Genomic DNA, 15,202 nt, shown 5'->3' on the forward strand with positions numbered 1-15,202 from the left:
TCGGTGATGTGGAGCGAACACTGCTCCTACAAGTCCTCCAAGGTGCATCTGCGCTACTTCGGTGAGACCACCACCGCCAAGATGCGCGAGGCGATGCTCGCCGGTATCGGTGAGAACGCCGGCGTCGTCGACATCGGCGACGGGTGGGCGGTCACCTTCAAGGTGGAGTCCCACAACCACCCGTCCTACATCGAGCCGTACCAGGGCGCTGCCACCGGCGTCGGCGGCATCGTCCGCGACATCATGGCGATGGGCGCCCGGCCGGTGGCGGTGATGGATCAGCTGCGGTTCGGGGCCGCCGACGCCCCGGACACCCGGCGGGTCCTCGACGGTGTGGTGCGCGGTGTCGGCGGATACGGCAACTCGCTGGGCCTGCCGAACATCGGCGGCGAGACGGTGTTCGACGCCAGCTATGCGGGCAACCCTCTGGTGAACGCGCTGTGTGTCGGCGTGCTGCGCAAAGAGGATCTGCAGCTGGCGTTCGCCTCCGGAGCCGGCAACAAGATCATCCTGTTCGGAGCCCGCACCGGCCTCGACGGCATCGGCGGGGTCTCGGTGCTGGCCTCGGAGACCTTCGGCGGCGACGAGTCGGGCTCCGGCGGACACGAAGCCGGAGGCGGAGCTGGACCATCGAGATCGAGAAAGAAGCTGCCCAGCGTGCAGGTCGGTGACCCGTTCACCGAGAAGGTTCTCATCGAGTGCTGCCTCGAGCTCTACGCCAACGATCTGGTGGTCGGTATCCAGGATCTGGGCGGCGCCGGGTTGTCCTGTGCCACTTCTGAACTCGCATCAGCAGGTGACGGCGGGATGAGGGTGGAGCTGGACACGGTGCCGCTGCGGGCCACCAACATGACGCCGGCCGAGATCCTGTCCAGCGAATCCCAGGAACGGATGTGCGCGGTCGTCACGCCGGAGCACGTCGACGCCTTCATGGACGTGTGTCGCAAGTGGGATGTCCTGGCCACCGTCATCGGTGAGGTGACCGAAGGCGACCGGCTCGAGATCACCTGGCACGGTGAGACCGTCGTCGACGTGCCGCCGCGCACGGTGGCGCACGAGGGCCCGGTTTACGAGAGGCCGGTGCAGCGGCCCGACGCGCAGGACGCTCTCAACGCCGACACGTCGGCGTCGTTGCCGCGGCCGTCGAGCGGAGACGAGCTGCGCTCGACGCTGCTCGCCATGGTCGGCAGCCCGCACCTGTGCAGTCGCGCGTTCATCACCGAGCAGTACGACCGCTACGTGCGCGGCAACACCGTGCTGGCGGAGAACGCCGATGGCGGTGTGCTGCGCGTCGACGAGGAGACCGGTCGCGGCGTGGCGATCTCCACCGACGCGTCGGGGCGCTACACGGCGCTCGACCCGTATGCCGGTGCGCAGCTCGCGCTGGCCGAGGCCTACCGCAACGTCGTCGTCACCGGCGCCACCCCGATTGCGGTGACCAACTGTCTGAACTTCGGTTCCCCCGAGGATCCCGGCGTGATGTGGCAGTTCTCGCAGGCGGTGCGCGGCTTGGCCGACGGCGCTGCCACCCTTGGCATTCCGGTCACCGGCGGCAACGTCAGCTTCTACAACCAGACCGGGACCACCCCGATCCTGCCCACTCCGGTGGTCGGGGTGCTCGGCGTCTTGGACGATGTGAGCCGACGTCTTCCTCCAGGATTCGGCAACGAACCCGGTGAGACGCTGATCCTGCTGGGCGACACCCGCGACGAGTTCGACGGCTCGATCTGGGCTCAGGTCACCGCCGACCATCTCGGCGGCGTACCGCCGGTGGTCGACCTGGAACGGGAACGGCTGCTGGCCGATGTGCTCACCGCCGCATCGCGGGACGGTCTGGTCTCCGCCGCCCACGACCTGTCCGAAGGCGGATTGATCCAGTCCGTCGTCGAGGCCGCGCTCACCGGCGAAACCGCTTGCCGCCTGGTACTTCCCGAGTCGAGCGACCCGTTCGTGTTCCTGTTCTCCGAATCCGCCGGGCGGGTGCTGGTCGCGGTGCCCCGCACCGAGGAGAGCAGGTTCACGGCGATGTGTCAGGCCCGCGGGCTGCCGGCCACCCGCATCGGGGTCGTCGACGAAGGACCCGACGGGGGCGAGACGACCATCGAGGTACAGGGTCAGTTCACGGTGACCCTGGAGGAGTTGCGGCGCACGTCGGAGGGCGTGCTGCCCGGGTTGTTCGGGTGACGACGCAAGACCACCAGGAACGTCCGTTCTACCTCTGGGCATTTCGGCTGCTGCGCCTTGATTTCACCGGTGCCGCCTTAGGCGCACTGTTCTTCTGTCTGTCGATGACCCCGTCGCTGCTGCCCCGCGACTGGCTGTTCCAGGGACTGATCGGCGGCGTGACCGCGGCGATCGGTTACGGCATCGGGGTGTTCGTGTCCAAGATGGTGCGCCGGTTCCTGCTGGCGCGCCGTAGGTGGTGGCCACCGGGCCCCGCCGTCTTGTACACGCTGAAGACGGTCACCGTCGTGCTGTCGGTGGTGGCGTGCCTGCTCATGGTAATCCCGGCGGCCGCATGGCAGCGTCAGGTCTCGTCGCTGATGGGTATGCAGGGCCCCAGCACCGAAAGCTATCTACGCACCTCCGTGATCGCGGTGGTGGTTGCGGGCGTCTGCGTCGCAGTGGCCCGGGTGCTGCTCGAAGTCATCAAGACCATGGCCCGGATGCTCATCCGCCGCTGGCGGTTGTCCGACGAGGTGGCGCTGTTCATCGGCACCGCGATCGTCGTGGTACTGGTGATCACCTTGGTCAACGGCGTGCTGCTGCGCGGCTTTCTCGCAGGCGCCAACCGGGTGTTCCAGCCGCAGAACACCACAACGCGCGAAGGCGTCGTCCAGCCCGAGCAGCCCGAGAGATCCGGTAGCCCAGAGTCTTTCGCATCGTGGGACTCCCTGGGCTACCAGGGCCGCAGCTTCGTCGCAGGCGGACCCGACGCCGACGAGCTCGCCCGAATCAACGGGCGCCCGGCCATGGAACCCATCCGGGCCTACGTCGGGTTGCAGACCGCCGACACCGACGAAGCCCGGATGGCGGTGCTCCTCAGCGAGCTCGAACGCACGGGCGCCTTCGATCGCGAGGTGCTCGCGATCGTCCCGACGACCGGCACCGGGTGGGTCAACCCGATCGCCGCCGGCGCGCTGGAGATGATGTACAACGGCGACACCGCGATCGTCGGGTCGCAGTATTCGTATCTGCCGAGCTGGATCTCGTTCCTCGGCGACCAACGCAAGTCGATGGAAGCCGGCCGGCTGATGATCGACGCGATTCACGGCCGGTGGGCAGAGCTGCCGCCCGAGCAGCGTCCGGAGCTGCTGCTCTACGGCGAGAGTTTGGGTTCGATGGCCGGACAGGGCGCCTTCGACTGGCTGCCCGACATCTCCCGCATGGGCTTCTCCTCGGTGCTCTGGGTCGGTCCGCCCAACGCCAGCCCGCTGTGGCGGGCGATCACGGCGCGCCGCGATCCGGGCACTCCCGAGGTGGAGCCGCGCTACGACGACGGCAGGACGGTGCGCTTCTCCCAGGGCAACAGCGCCACCGAGATCGCCGTGGACACCGCGGCCCCGTGGGACGGAACCCGGGTGCTGTTCCTGCAGCACGCCTCCGACCCGATCGTCTGGTGGTCACCGGATCTGCTGTTCAGCCGCCCCGACTGGCTCGCCGAGCCACCGGGGCGCGACCGGACGGCCTCCATGCGCTGGTACCCCATCATCACGTTCTGGCAGGTCGCTGCCGATCTGACGAATGCGGCGTCGGCCCCGGGCGGTCACGGGCACAACTACGGCGACTTCATCCTCGACGGATGGGTGGGTGTCGCCCCGCCGCCGGGGTGGACACCGGCGGACACCGAACGGATTCGGCTGGCCTTGGAGCAGGCTGAGTCCTTTGACACTGTGAAATAGTGCGCGACAAGCTCAGGACGGCCGCGCTGGCGGCGGTGCTCATCGGGTGGAGCGTGGCGACACCACGAATCCCGTTGCGGTGGAAACCGATTCCGCACGCGGCGTTCGGTGCGTCGGTGTCGCTGGCCAGCGGTGCACCGCATGGTCTGCGACCTCCTGAGCTGTGGGCGGGCCTGCGGTGGGGAGCGGCGGTCGCTGCACCCGTGGCGCTCGGCGTGGCGGCCGGGACGGTCATCCGGCCGGTGCGCGCCGGAATGGCCGAACGCACGTTGCCCGCCTCCGCTGGTCACTGGCTGCTGCTGCGCATCCCGGTGGGCACGGTGTGGACCGAGGAGGTGGCCTACCGGGCCGCCTTGGGCACCGCCGCGAAGCGGGCGTTCGGCGCGCCTGGGGGGCGGCTGGTCGCGGCGGCTGTCTTCGGGCTGTCCCATGTACCCGACGCCCGCGCGGCGGGAGAGTCGGTGTCGGGCACGGTGCTGGTGACCGCCGCCGCGGGGTGGGTCTTCGACTGGCTGTATGTGAAGTCCGGCAGCCTCGCCGCGCCGATGCTGGCCCATCTGGCGGTCAACGAGGCGGGAGCTGTGGGGGCGCTCGCAGTGCAGAGGTCAGGGGCGAGCGAAGCGACGGGGTAGAAAGGTCAGGGGCGAGCGAAGCGACGGGGATTAGCGCGCAGGGTCGCGCGAAGCGACGGGGTCAGCCGACGTTTCGGACGTGGGCGACGAGCTGGTGCGGTTCGGTGGTCTGGTCGTCGATCCCGAAACTGATCACCCGCCGCGGCGTGATTCGGATGATCGCGTTGTCGAGCGGATCGCCGTTGGGTTCGCGTGGTGTCTCGTCGAGCTGTGCCTGTTCGGCGGTGCCGCGGATCTCCAGGCAGCGCACCCGCCACGGATCTCGCGACGGGATGTCGTCGACGACGAAGGCCACCTTGTTGTTTCGCGCGAGATTGCGGAACTTGCGGCTGCGCGACATCTCGTAGCCGGTGATGTCGATGGTGCCGAGCTGTTCGTTGAATGCGAAGCCGACCGGGCTGTTCTGCGGGGTGCCGTCGGGTTGGATGGTGGCCAGCCTGCCGATGTCGGCCTGCTTCATGAACTCGATCTCGAATGCGGTGAAGGACATGACTCCCAACGTAGAACCTCAATCGTCGTTGAGGTCAAGGGTCACGGGTTGATGGTGGGTGCGCCGATCTGCCAGCCCCACACGTAGTCGACGAGCATCGGTTCCGGAATTCCGGCGTGATTGTAGGGCGCCAGGCTGTAGCCGGTGTCCATCACCAGGTAGGGCATCGGCCACAGGTCGCGGGTCACCTTCTGCCAGCAACCCGGCCGGCCGCCCGGGCCACCGCTGGCGTTCACCCGCGGCAGGTTGTCGGGATAGACGAACGGGTTTCCGGCGCCGAGCACCGTGCCGGCGGCCCGAAGCGAGTACCCGTTGTCCCCGAGGGTGCGCGCGATCTCCGGGCCGACCTCGGCGTAGTTGCGGATGGTGCACAAGATCATGCCGCGGTACTCGTCGAGCAGCAGCGACGTCGGGACCAGGTCGGCGGCACCGCGCACCAGATACGGCCCCGCACGATCGAACACCTCGGTGTTGTCGTCGGCGAAGCCGAGAGGGGCCAGTAACGCGGCGTCGACGTCGCCGGAGTGCTCGGTGAGCGTGCGCGCTGTCGTGACCGCGGCATCCAAACCGTCGAGGAGGTCCGGGGACGCATCGGCGTACACGTCGGCCAGCGCCGCCACCCGGTCGATGTCGTAGCGCAACTGGGGCAGCTGCGGTATCAGCTCCTCGAGAATGCGGTTGCCGTCGACCAGGGATTCGCCGAACCGGTCGCCCAGGCCGGTCAGCGCTTCGGCCGCGGCACTCAGCGTCTGGTTCAGCTTGACCGGATCCACCTGTGGGCGATCTCGGAGACGGTCTCGAACAACGCGTTGAACTCCGTCGTCACCGTCGTGACCGCAACGGTGTCATCGGAGGAGATAGGTTGGGCGACAGGGTCGTTCGGTGAACTGAAGGACACGTACTTGTTGCCGAAGACGGTGGTCGCGCGGATCTCTGCCACCACATTTGCCGGAATGAGCCGTACGTAGTCCGGATCGACCTCCAGCATGAGCCTGGCACCGGCGGCGTCGCGTTCTGAGATGGCGTCGATCCGGTCCACCCGGCCGATCTCGACGCCGTTGCAGGTGACATTGGCGCCCGGTTCCACCACCAGGCCGGCGCGCGGGGCCGTCAGCGTCAGCGTGGTCTTTGCGGTGAACTCGCCGCGGAACTGCAGGAAGAGCAGAGTGCCTGCGAAGACTGCGATCGCCAAAAAGAGCGCGCCCGCGAGCTTGTACGGCGGGTCGTCGCGGTCGACAGACACTTTTGAGACCATAGAGTGTGGCCGCTCGTCGTAGTGCCGATCCGGCAAAGACCCGGGCCGCGGTGGATGCGGTGGCCGACTGGCTCCGCGACGACGACGTGGCCCCACCCACGCGTGCCGAACTGGCCGAGGCGGTGCGGTTGACCGCCAGGACGCTCGCCGAGAGCGCGCCGGGTGCCAGCGTCGAAGTCAGGGTGCCGCCGTTCGTGGCGGTGCAGTGCATCGCGGGTCCCAAGCACACCCGAGGAAACCCGCCCAACGTGGTCGAGACCGCCCCGCGCACCTGGCTGCTGCTGGCCACCGGGCTGCTGTCGGTCGCCGACGCGGCCACCGCCGGTGCCCTGCAGATGTCGGGCACCAGAGCTGCGGAGATCGCCGGTCTGCTGCCGGTCGTCCGTCTCCCGAACTGAGTGAGGTGGTTTCGCGAAATGTTCGCGGTGCCGTCGCTGTTGAACTTTGTCGACGACACCGCCGGTCGATTCAACCTTCGCCCGGCGTTCACCGTAGACTTGCCGATGTCACCCACCGCCCCCAGGGAGCAGCCATCGTGACCGACGTGCCACCCGAAGACGATCCCAAAGAAGAATGCGGAGTTTTCGGGGTGTGGGCGCCTGGCGAAGAGGTGTCCAAGCTCACGTACTACGGACTTTATGCGCTGCAGCACAGGGGCCAGGAGGCCGCGGGCATCGCCGTGGCGGACGGCTCGCAGGTGCTGGTGTTCAAGGATCTCGGCCTGGTGAGCCAGGTGTTCGACGAGCAGACCCTGGCCGCCATGCCGGGCCACGTCGCCGTCGGCCACTGCCGGTACTCCACCACCGGCTCCACCACCTGGGAGAACGCCCAGCCCGTCTTCCGTAACACCGCCGCCGGCACCGGGGTGGCGCTGGGGCACAACGGAAACCTGGTCAATACCGCCGAACTGGCAGCCCGCGCCCGTGACGAAGGGCTGATGGGCAACCGAGGCGCTGTCGCCGCCACCACCGACTCCGACGTCCTCGGTGCGTTGCTGGCCCACGGCGCGGCGGACTCCTCGCTCGAGCAGGCCGCTCTGGAACTGCTGCCGACCGTGCGCGGCGCATTCTGTCTGACCTTCATGGACGAGAACACCCTCTACGCGGCGCGCGATCCCTACGGGGTACGGCCGCTGTCGCTGGGCCGGCTGGACCGCGGTTGGGTGGTGGCCTCGGAAACCGCCGCGCTCGACATCGTCGGCGCGGCGTTCGTCCGTGACATCGAGCCGGGCGAGCTGCTCGCCATCGACGCCGACGGGGTGCGCTCCACGCGCTTCGCCAACCCGACGCCCAAGGGATGTGTCTTCGAATACGTCTACCTGGCCCGGCCGGACAGCACGCTCGCGGGCCGCTCGGTGCACGGCACCCGCGTGGAGATCGGTCGCCGGCTGGCTGCGGAGTCGCCTGTCGAGGCCGACCTGGTCATCGGCGTCCCCGAGTCGGGAACCCCGGCCGCGGTCGGCTACGCGCAGGGCTCGGGCATCCCATACGGGCAGGGCCTGATGAAGAACGCGTACGTCGGGCGGACCTTCATCCAGCCGTCCCAGACCATTCGGCAGCTCGGCATCCGACTCAAGCTCAACCCGCTCAAGGAAGTCATCCGCGGCAAGCGGCTGATCGTCGTCGACGACTCGATCGTGCGCGGCAACACCCAGCGCGCGCTGATCCGGATGCTGCGCGAGGCCGGAGCCGTCGAGGTGCACGTGCGAATCGCGTCTCCGCCGGTCAAGTGGCCGTGCTTCTACGGCATCGACTTCGCCACGCCGGCCGAGCTGATCGCCAACGCCGCGAGCAACTCGGCGAACGAAGACGAGATGCTCGATGGCGTCCGACGGGCGATCGGCGCGGACACGCTGAGCTACATCAGTCGCCAGGGCATGATCGCGGCCACCGAGCAGCCGGCATCGCGGCTGTGCGCGGCCTGTTTCGACGGCGTGTATCCGATCGAGCTGCCCGGAGAGACCGCGCTCGGCAAGAACGTCATCGAGCACATGCTGGAGACCGCGGCCCGCACCGGCATCCCGCTGCAGGTGGAGAACGACAACGCCTCGGCGTTGCGTCGGCCCTAGCGGCACCGACCCCCGGGCATCACTGCACCGTGGTGGGACTCCAACGCATCAACTGCCGACGGCCGGCTTTGGGTTGGTCCTCGCTCTGCAGCGCCAGTACCACCGAGTCGCGGTAACTGGTCAGACCGGTGGGCGGTGGCGGAATGACAGTGTCGATGTCGTGTTCGAGGGCCATCGCGTCGCATTCCAGCGATGCGACCAGGGGGCGAGCCAGCCCCAGCGGAATGGGCGTCACCAACCCCACCCACCAGCTCGCGATGGCGGGGGTCAGGAACGGGATGGCCACGATGAGACGCCTTCGCAACCCGGCGACGTCGGCGTAGACCTGCATGGCTTCGCCGTATTCGAGGACGTCGGGTCCACCCACATCCCACGTCCGCGATTGTGGTACCGGCGCCGTCGCCGCCTCGACCAGGTAGTGCAGGATGTCGTCGATTGCGACGGGCTGGATCTTGTTGTGCACCCATTTCGGGGTCGTCATGACCGGCAGTCGGTCGGTGAGATGGCGGATCATCTCGAAGGACGCCGAACCGGAGCCCACGACGATGCCGGCCTGCAGCACCAGGGTCTCGATGCCAGACCCGATGAGGATGTCCCCGACAGCCGCCCGCGACGCCAGATGCGGCGACAACTCACCTTCGGGATGCAGACCACTGAGGTAGACCACGCGCTTGACCCCGGCGGCCTTCGCGGCCTCGACCACGTTCTGAGCGGCGCGCTTCTCCTCGGCGACGAAATCTTTCGAGGCCCCCATCGAGTGCACCAGGTAGTACACGACGTAGGTGCCCTGAAACGCCGCGATCAGCGACTCAGGGTCGGACAGGTCGCCTCGCACCACCTCGGCGCGATCCCGCCACGGGGCGTCGGAGAGCTTGTCCGGTGTGCGGGCCATCGCCCGCACCTGATGGCCCTGCTCGAGCAGCGCGGGCGCCAACTGACCTCCGATGTAACCGGTCGCTCCCGTCACCAAGCACCTGATCTGCGCTGCCACTACCGCTCCGTTCGTCGTCACCCGCAACTGCTCTCGATAGTGTTTCGTTGCCGGTGCCGACGTGGAGTGCTCGCTGAGCACATTTGCTAACCGTGACGGGCAGCTGGTTCGGCGCCGGCACCCGCCGATCACCTCCACAATGAAGTCGTGGCGTTTCAGGGATGGCCGATCGAGGCCGTCGAGTTCTACGAAGGACTCGAGGCAGACAACTCGAAGGTGTACTGGCAGGAGCACAAGGCGGTCTACGACACCCACGTGAGGGCGCCGATGGAAGAACTGGTGGCTGAGCTCGCCGACGAGTTCGGCGAAGGCAGACTGTTCCGGCCCTACCGTGACGTTCGGTTCAGCGCCGACAAGACGCCGTACAAGACCACCTGCGCGGCCATGATCGGCGACGGGTACGTGTCGTTCTCCGCCGACGGGTTGTCAGCGGGAAGCGGCCTCTACATGCCGGACCCGGCATCGCTGCAGCGTTACCGGGCCGCGGTCGACGCCGAGGCCGAAGGTCAGGAACTGGCGGCGATCGTCGCCGAACTGCACAGCAACGGCTACCAGACCATGGCCCACCAGGTGCTCAAGACCGCACCGCGCGGATACCCGAAGGACCACGAGCGGATCGAGCTGCTCCGGCACAAGGGCGTCGCGATGATGAAGACCTGGCCGGTCGGGGCGTGGCTCGGCACCAGAAAAGCCAAGGAACGCGTGGTGACGGCCTTCCGCGCGGCGAAACCGCTCAACGGGTGGCTGGCCCGCAACGTCGGCTGACGGCCGGCCCATACCGGTAGCGGTTAGCCACCAAAACGCGGGGTAGCCTTGCTCTCGATGACCGAGCGCGCCGAACAACACGGCATTTCCTATGCGTCGGCAGGGGTGGACATCGAAGCAGGTGACCGCGCCGTCGAACTCTTCAAGCCGCTAGCCAAGAAGGCCACCAGGCCCGAGGTGCGCGGTGGGCTGGGCGGGTTCGCCGGGCTGTTCGCGCTGCGCGATGACTACCGCGAGCCGCTGCTGGCGTCGTCGACCGACGGGGTGGGCACCAAGCTCGCCGTCGCCCAGGCGATGGACAAGCACGACACGGTCGGCATCGACCTGGTCGCGATGGTGGTCGACGACCTCGTGGTCTGCGGTGCCGAGCCGCTGTTCCTGCAGGACTACATCGCGGTCGGGCGCACCGTCCCCGAACGTGTCGCCGAACTCGTCTCCGGCATCGCCGACGGATGCGTCCTCGCCGGCTGCGCTCTGCTCGGTGGTGAGACGGCGGAGCATCCCGGGTTGATGGCCCCCGACCACTACGACATCTCCGCGACGGGGGTCGGTGTCGTCGAAGCCGACGACGTTCTGGGCCCCGACCGGGTCAGGCCCGGCGACGTCATCATCGCCATGGCATCGACCGGGCTGCACTCCAACGGCTACTCGTTGGCCCGCTACGTGCTGCTCGAAATCGACCACATGAACCTGGCGGGGCATGTGGAGGAGTTCGGCCGCACCCTTGGTGAGGAACTGCTGGAGCCGACGCGCATCTACACCAAGGACTGCCTGGCGCTGGCCGCCGAGACCCAGGTGCGGACTTTCTGCCACGTCACCGGTGGCGGGCTGGCCGGAAACCTGGAGCGGGTCATCCCGCACGGTCTGGTTGCCCAGCTCGACCGGGGGACATGGACGCCCGCGCCGGTGTTCGGCATGATCGCCCAGCGCGGCCGCATCGACCGGGTGGAGATGGAGAAGACGTTCAACATGGGCGTCGGCATGGTCGCCGTCGTCGCGCCGGAGGACACCGATCGCGCGCTGGCCGTGCTCACCGCCCGCCACTTGAACTGCTGGACCCTGGGAACCATCGAAAAGGGGAGCAAGGACTCCGCACGAGCCACGCTCGTGGGCCAGCACCCCAGGTTCTGAAGCGCGCGCGCCTAGCGCCGCCAGTCGTCCTCGTCTACCCAGCCGTCGTCTGCCGGGACGTCGCTGCCGTTGAGGCGATCGTCATCCGGCGAACCCGACAGCTCGCGCTGTAGCCGCTCGAAGTCGGTCTGCGGTGAACTGTATTTGAGATCACGTGCAACCTTGGTCTGCTTTGCCTTTGCCCGGCCGCGGCCCATGGGGGAACCCCCTCGCGCAATAACGGAGCGGCCCAATCAACAGGCGGCTCCGATCTGAGTGTGTTTATTGTCCTGCCAACACTTTACCGTGCCCGTCGCCGGGGCGCTGGCAGACCCTGGTCGCCTGTCGTCAACGGGCACCCCCGCGAAGCCGCTCGACGGCCAGGCGACCCGCACCCACGCCGTCGGTGCCGGTCATCGAATCGGGGTCGATGGCGGCGGCTGTCGCGACATCACCGCCGGTGATGAGCTCGGTGTCCGCAGGCAGGCCACGCTTGACCAGGGCAAGCGCGATGACGCCGTCGTCCACGTGGTCGACGACGGTGCCCAGCCGGCCCACGGTGCGGCCGCCGGCCTGCAGTGGGTCGCCCGGTACCGGCCGGTCACCGTCTCCGTCGAGGTGCAGCAGCACCAGCATCCGGGGCGGTTTGCCCAGGTTGTGGACCCGCGCGACGGTTTCCTGGCCGCGGTAGCACCCCTTGTCCAGGTGCACGGCGGGCCCGATCCAGCCGACCTCGTGGGGGATGGTGCGTTCGTCGGTGTCGACGCCGAGGCGGGGGCAGCGTTCGGCCACCCGGTGGGCTTCGTAGGTCCAGACCCCTGCGGGCCGGACCCCGGCCGCCAGCAGACGGTCGCGCCACCCGGAGACCTGGGATGGTGGCACCACGACGTCGACCTCGATGCCCGGCCCCCAGAGGCGACGCACGAAACCGCCTTTTGCCAGGGCCGCGGCCGTGCCCTCGGCGGGCAGCCCGGTCAGCCCCAGGGCCTCCAGCACCGGCGTGTCGGCCACGCGGGGGCCGAGAAGGGACAACACCGCCAGGTCGGCGGGCTCCACGGTGACGTCGGCCCAGAAAACCATCCGGCGCAGGTAGGCCAGCAGCGGCTCCCCGCGCCACGGTTCGGTGTCGAGAACTGTGAGGCCATCGAGTTCGGTCTGCAGCCAGTGATCTTCCACACGACCCTGCCCGTCGAGGCTCAGATTCTGGGTGACCACGCCGTCGGGGAGCTCGCTGACGTGCTGGGTGGTGAGGTTGTGCAGCCAGGACTTGCGTTCGGCGCCGGTCAGGGCCAACACGGACCGGTGGGAGCGGTCTACATAGACCGCGCCCTCCGCGGCGGCCCGCTGCTCGCCCAGCGGGTCGCCGTAGTGCCAGACAGCGCCGGCGTCGGGTCCGGTGGTGGGAGCCGGCACCCCGGAAGTGGTGGAAGACATAGGTCAACTCTACGGTCAGCGGCCTTGCCGGTCGGGCTACGCTTTCGGCCCATGGCGGTCGTGGTCACTCTGGACGGGCAACTGCACGATCCACAGGCGCCGTTTCTGCACGCCGACGATGTGGCCGCGGTGCGTGGCGACGGGATCTTCGAGACCCTGCTGGTTCGCGACGGCCGGCCCTGTCTGCTCGAAGCCCACCTGGGCAGGCTGGACCGCTCCGCACACCTGCTCGACCTGGCACCCCCCGACCTGCCACGGTGGCGATCAGCGGTCGCGGTCGCGGTGCAGCGCTGGCTCGCAGACGGTAGCGGCGAAGGCTTGCTGAGGCTGGTGTACAGCCGAGGCCGGGAAAGTGGCATGGGCGCAGCGGGCACCGCCTACGTCACGGTGGGCCGGGTGCCCGCGCGAGTGGCCGAGGTCCGCCGCGCCGGGCTGGCCGCGCTGACCCTGGAACGGGGGATGTCCGCCCACGGGATCGACGCGATGCCGTGGCTGCTCGCGGGCGCCAAGACGCTGTCCTATGCAGTGAACATGGCCGCGCTGCGGCACGCCGAGCGGCACGGTGCCGGCGACGTCATCTTCGTCAGTACCGACGGCTTCATCCTCGAGGGTCCGCGCTCCACGGTCGTCATCGCCACCCCGGAATCTGACGGCCGCGCCTGCCTGTTGACCCCGCCGCCCTGGTATCCCATCCTGCGGGGCACCACCCAGCAGGCGCTGTTCGAGGTCGCGCGCAGCAGCGGCTATGACTGCGACTACCAGGCGCTCAGGCCGGCCGATCTGGTTGCCGCTCAGGGAGTCTGGCTGGTTTCGAGTGTCACGTTGGCGGCGCGGGTGCACACCCTCGACGGGGTGGCGATGGCGCCGGCGCCATTGGCCGACGAGATCTCGGGCTTGGTCGAGGCCGCGATCATCTCCGATCGCTGACAGATTAATTCCCTTGTCGCGCTGCCGGATCGCGGGTACCTTCGCCTGTACACAGGGAAGGAGGTGGTCCGAGAAATTGATTGACTTATGGACATGTGAGGTGGCTGCGAGCTAGCAGCGCCGGGAAGCCGTTGACGCACCTGTGCGCGCTGGCGAAATCCCCGCAGTCACCCGGCCCCCGAGCCCCTCGGTCTTGTCCGACCAGGAACAACGGCTCGGGGGCCGTTCCATGTCCTGGGCGTGGTGGTGGCTCGACGGGGCGATGACGGGTGGTCAGCCCGCCGGACCCGGTGCCAGCGACGAGCATTCGGCCATCGCCTGCTCCCAGGCCGCGGGGTCCACGCCGGGAGGAGCGTCGGCCGTCGGGCCGGGTGGTGCCGGCATCCCGTGCTGGCTCAGGCAGTACGCGAGTGATCCATGACCCACGCTGGGCGTCACCGAGGTGGGGGTCGGGGTCGGCACCGGGTTCGAACCGCTGGGCGGGTCATCCGGCGCAGCGCAGGCCGCCGCTACGAGCCCGGCTGCGGCCAACGCCGCGACGATCCCCAGCTGTCGCATCAGCCGACGAACCTGGTCAGGCGGGCGGACAGGTGCGGTACCAGTCCACCGTCGGCGTCCACCCGCTCTTCCACGTAGGCGAGGTCGCCGCCCTCGACAATGCCGTAGAGCCGCTTGGCGCCGCCCACGAGCAGGCCGGACTTGCTGCGGGCCAGTGCGTCGGTGACCAGTTCCCAGGATGACTGGCTGAGCGGCCGGCCGTAGAACAGTTCGACGTAACCCGCCGAGTGTGACAGCAGCAGCTCGATGGCCTGCGACTCGCCCGCGTCGTTCGGGTCGTCGACAAAACGCCAGAAGCCGGTCTCGCGCAGCGCGGGACGGTCGTACTCGCCGTCGTCGTTTAACCGCCAGGAACGTGCTTCCCAGTTGAGATAGTCGCCACCGTCGTGGGACACCACGATCTGCTGACCGAATCGGTAATCGCCGTGGGTGTCGCGGCCCTCACCGTCACCTCGCCAGACGCCCACCAACGGCAGCAGCGCCAGTAGCGCGTCGTTGAGGTTGGCGCCCTTGCGCAGGTTGGCCGTGTCGGCAGGAAGCGGAAGGTCGCCGAACACCGGAATGTTGCGCGCAGCAGTTTCTCTGGCTCGTTCGGCGGCCGCGGCGACCGCGTCGTCGCCGGACGTCATGCTGCTCCTCGCGTGCGCAGCGTCACGACTCGTCGGTGACGAGCCGGTAGACCGCGTACAGCGCGAACCATGTGATCACCACGACGGCCGCAACGAGCAGGATCTCGAAGAACAGGACCACGGCAGGAAGTCTAACCGCAGGGAGCGCGAGCCTTTCGGCGGCCCACAGGCCGGGTGCGATCAGCCGATCCTGTTCTCGTACTCGGGGCAGAACGCGCCGGTGGCCGCCCCGATGAAGCAACCCGCATGGTAGTCAGACCAGGCCGTCGCGCTCGTCAGGTCGGCGACCTCCTGTTCGAAGGTGATGCCGCCGGCCGGACTCCGTCAGGCGTGCCCTGATTGCCTGACTCCGTCAGGCGTGCCCTGATTGCCTGACTCCGTCAGGCGTGCCCTGATTGCCTGACTCCGTCAGGCGACCTTGACGTCGACCTCGTGGATGCC

15 protein-coding genes and 1 pseudogene are annotated in these 15,202 nt (G+C 68.5%); 8 read left to right on the forward strand and 8 right to left on the reverse strand.

Going from position 1 to position 15,202, the window contains the following annotated elements; genetic code table 11:
• From purL to WA944_RS24230, 3 genes are all read left to right on the forward strand, one after another.
• On the forward strand, nucleotides 1–2,184 hold a 2,184-nt coding region (gene purL, locus WA944_RS24220; RefSeq protein ID WP_526647426.1), incomplete at its 5' end, for a phosphoribosylformylglycinamidine synthase subunit PurL.
• Entirely contained in the window at nucleotides 2,181–3,902 is a 1,722-nt protein-coding gene (locus WA944_RS24225) for an alpha/beta hydrolase (RefSeq protein ID WP_526607781.1), read from the forward strand. The genes purL and WA944_RS24225, both read left to right, overlap by 4 nt.
• Entirely contained in the window at nucleotides 3,902–4,534 is a 633-nt protein-coding gene (locus WA944_RS24230) for an Rv0804 family intramembrane glutamic endopeptidase (RefSeq protein WP_526607784.1), read from the forward strand. Before WA944_RS24225 ends, WA944_RS24230 begins: the two co-directional genes overlap by 1 nt.
• Before the next feature lie 61 nt (nucleotides 4,535–4,595).
• Here the strand turns inward: WA944_RS24230 and WA944_RS24235 are convergent, their stop codons facing one another.
• Nucleotides 4,596–5,024, reverse strand: coding sequence for a PPOX class F420-dependent oxidoreductase (locus tag WA944_RS24235; RefSeq protein WP_526374175.1), 429 nt, complete (start codon nucleotides 5,022–5,024; stop codon nucleotides 4,596–4,598).
• A gap of 41 nt (nucleotides 5,025–5,065) precedes the next feature.
• Nucleotides 5,066–6,279 (reverse strand): annotated as a pseudogene (locus WA944_RS24240) (MCE family protein).
• Nucleotides 6,280–6,284: 5 nt separating this feature from the next.
• Between WA944_RS24240 and WA944_RS24245 the strand changes: the two are divergent.
• Together WA944_RS24245 and purF are read left to right on the forward strand one after the other, a co-directional pair.
• Nucleotides 6,285–6,677: a sterol carrier family protein gene (locus WA944_RS24245; protein WP_526369892.1), complete on the forward strand. Its 393-nt coding sequence runs from the start codon at nucleotides 6,285–6,287 to the stop codon at nucleotides 6,675–6,677.
• Between the two features lie 137 nt (nucleotides 6,678–6,814).
• On the forward strand, nucleotides 6,815–8,347 hold the full coding sequence (purF, locus tag WA944_RS24250; RefSeq protein ID WP_526369894.1) for an amidophosphoribosyltransferase: 1,533 nt from the start codon (nucleotides 6,815–6,817) through the stop codon (nucleotides 8,345–8,347).
• A 19-nt stretch (nucleotides 8,348–8,366) separates the two neighbouring features.
• Here purF and WA944_RS24255 read toward each other — a convergent pair whose 3' ends face one another.
• The gene (locus WA944_RS24255; protein WP_526369896.1) at nucleotides 8,367–9,338 is read right to left on the reverse strand and encodes an NAD(P)H-binding protein; all 972 of its coding nucleotides are present in this window, start codon (nucleotides 9,336–9,338) and stop codon (nucleotides 8,367–8,369) included.
• 147 nt (nucleotides 9,339–9,485) lie between these two features.
• On the opposite strand from WA944_RS24255, the gene WA944_RS24260 reads away from it, so the two are divergent.
• Together WA944_RS24260 and purM are read left to right on the forward strand one after the other, a co-directional pair.
• On the forward strand, nucleotides 9,486–10,103 hold the full coding sequence (locus WA944_RS24260; protein ID WP_526369898.1) for a DUF2461 domain-containing protein: 618 nt from the start codon (nucleotides 9,486–9,488) through the stop codon (nucleotides 10,101–10,103).
• A gap of 57 nt (nucleotides 10,104–10,160) precedes the next feature.
• Nucleotides 10,161–11,234 (forward strand): phosphoribosylformylglycinamidine cyclo-ligase, encoded by a 1,074-nt coding sequence (gene purM, locus WA944_RS24265; RefSeq protein WP_526607789.1) that lies wholly within the window; start codon nucleotides 10,161–10,163, stop codon nucleotides 11,232–11,234.
• Nucleotides 11,235–11,245: 11 nt separating this feature from the next.
• Here purM and WA944_RS24270 read toward each other — a convergent pair whose 3' ends face one another.
• Together WA944_RS24270 and ygfZ are read right to left on the reverse strand one after the other, a co-directional pair.
• A complete protein-coding gene (locus tag WA944_RS24270) occupies nucleotides 11,246–11,431 on the reverse strand; it encodes a DUF3073 domain-containing protein (RefSeq protein ID WP_159228429.1) in 186 nt (61 codons plus the stop codon).
• 130 nt (nucleotides 11,432–11,561) lie between these two features.
• Nucleotides 11,562–12,647 (reverse strand): CAF17-like 4Fe-4S cluster assembly/insertion protein YgfZ, encoded by a 1,086-nt coding sequence (gene ygfZ / locus WA944_RS24275; protein ID WP_526370094.1) that lies wholly within the window; start codon nucleotides 12,645–12,647, stop codon nucleotides 11,562–11,564.
• Between the two features lie 51 nt (nucleotides 12,648–12,698).
• On the opposite strand from ygfZ, the gene WA944_RS24280 reads away from it, so the two are divergent.
• Complete coding sequence (locus tag WA944_RS24280) at nucleotides 12,699–13,574, forward strand: aminodeoxychorismate lyase (protein ID WP_526370096.1); 876 nt, start codon at nucleotides 12,699–12,701, stop codon at nucleotides 13,572–13,574.
• A 273-nt stretch (nucleotides 13,575–13,847) separates the two neighbouring features.
• On the opposite strand, the gene WA944_RS24285 is transcribed toward WA944_RS24280, so the two are convergent.
• The 3 genes from WA944_RS24285 to WA944_RS24295 form a co-directional block, all read right to left on the reverse strand.
• Entirely contained in the window at nucleotides 13,848–14,132 is a 285-nt protein-coding gene (locus WA944_RS24285) for a hypothetical protein (protein ID WP_526370098.1), read from the reverse strand.
• Entirely contained in the window at nucleotides 14,132–14,761 is a 630-nt protein-coding gene (locus WA944_RS24290) for a nitrobindin family protein (RefSeq protein WP_526370100.1), read from the reverse strand. Before WA944_RS24290 ends, WA944_RS24285 begins: the two co-directional genes overlap by 1 nt.
• Before the next feature lie 180 nt (nucleotides 14,762–14,941).
• Entirely contained in the window at nucleotides 14,942–15,067 is a 126-nt protein-coding gene (locus tag WA944_RS24295) for a DUF732 domain-containing protein (protein ID WP_526370144.1), read from the reverse strand.
• Between the last annotated feature and the right edge of the window lie 135 nt (nucleotides 15,068–15,202).

The organism is Mycobacterium sp. (assembly GCF_049683355.1).
Taxonomy (GTDB): Bacteria; Actinomycetota; Actinomycetes; order Mycobacteriales; family Mycobacteriaceae; genus Mycobacterium.

Bases quoted from the DNA above. Each gene is read 5' to 3' on its own strand.
- purM (WP_526607789.1), top strand. From the start codon at position 10,161: ATGACCGAGCGCGCCGAACAACACGGCATTTCCTATGCGTCGGCAGGG.
- WA944_RS24290 (WP_526370100.1), bottom strand. From the start codon at position 14,761: ATGACGTCCGGCGACGACGCGGTCGCCGCGGCCGCCGAACGAGCCAGA.
- WA944_RS24280 (WP_526370096.1), top strand. From the start codon at position 12,699: ATGGCGGTCGTGGTCACTCTGGACGGGCAACTGCACGATCCACAGGCG.
- WA944_RS24270 (WP_159228429.1), bottom strand. From the start codon at position 11,431: ATGGGCCGCGGCCGGGCAAAGGCAAAGCAGACCAAGGTTGCACGTGAT.
- WA944_RS24285 (WP_526370098.1), bottom strand. From the start codon at position 14,132: ATGCGACAGCTGGGGATCGTCGCGGCGTTGGCCGCAGCCGGGCTCGTA.
- WA944_RS24235 (WP_526374175.1), bottom strand. From the start codon at position 5,024: ATGTCCTTCACCGCATTCGAGATCGAGTTCATGAAGCAGGCCGACATC.
- ygfZ (WP_526370094.1), bottom strand. From the start codon at position 12,647: ATGTCTTCCACCACTTCCGGGGTGCCGGCTCCCACCACCGGACCCGAC.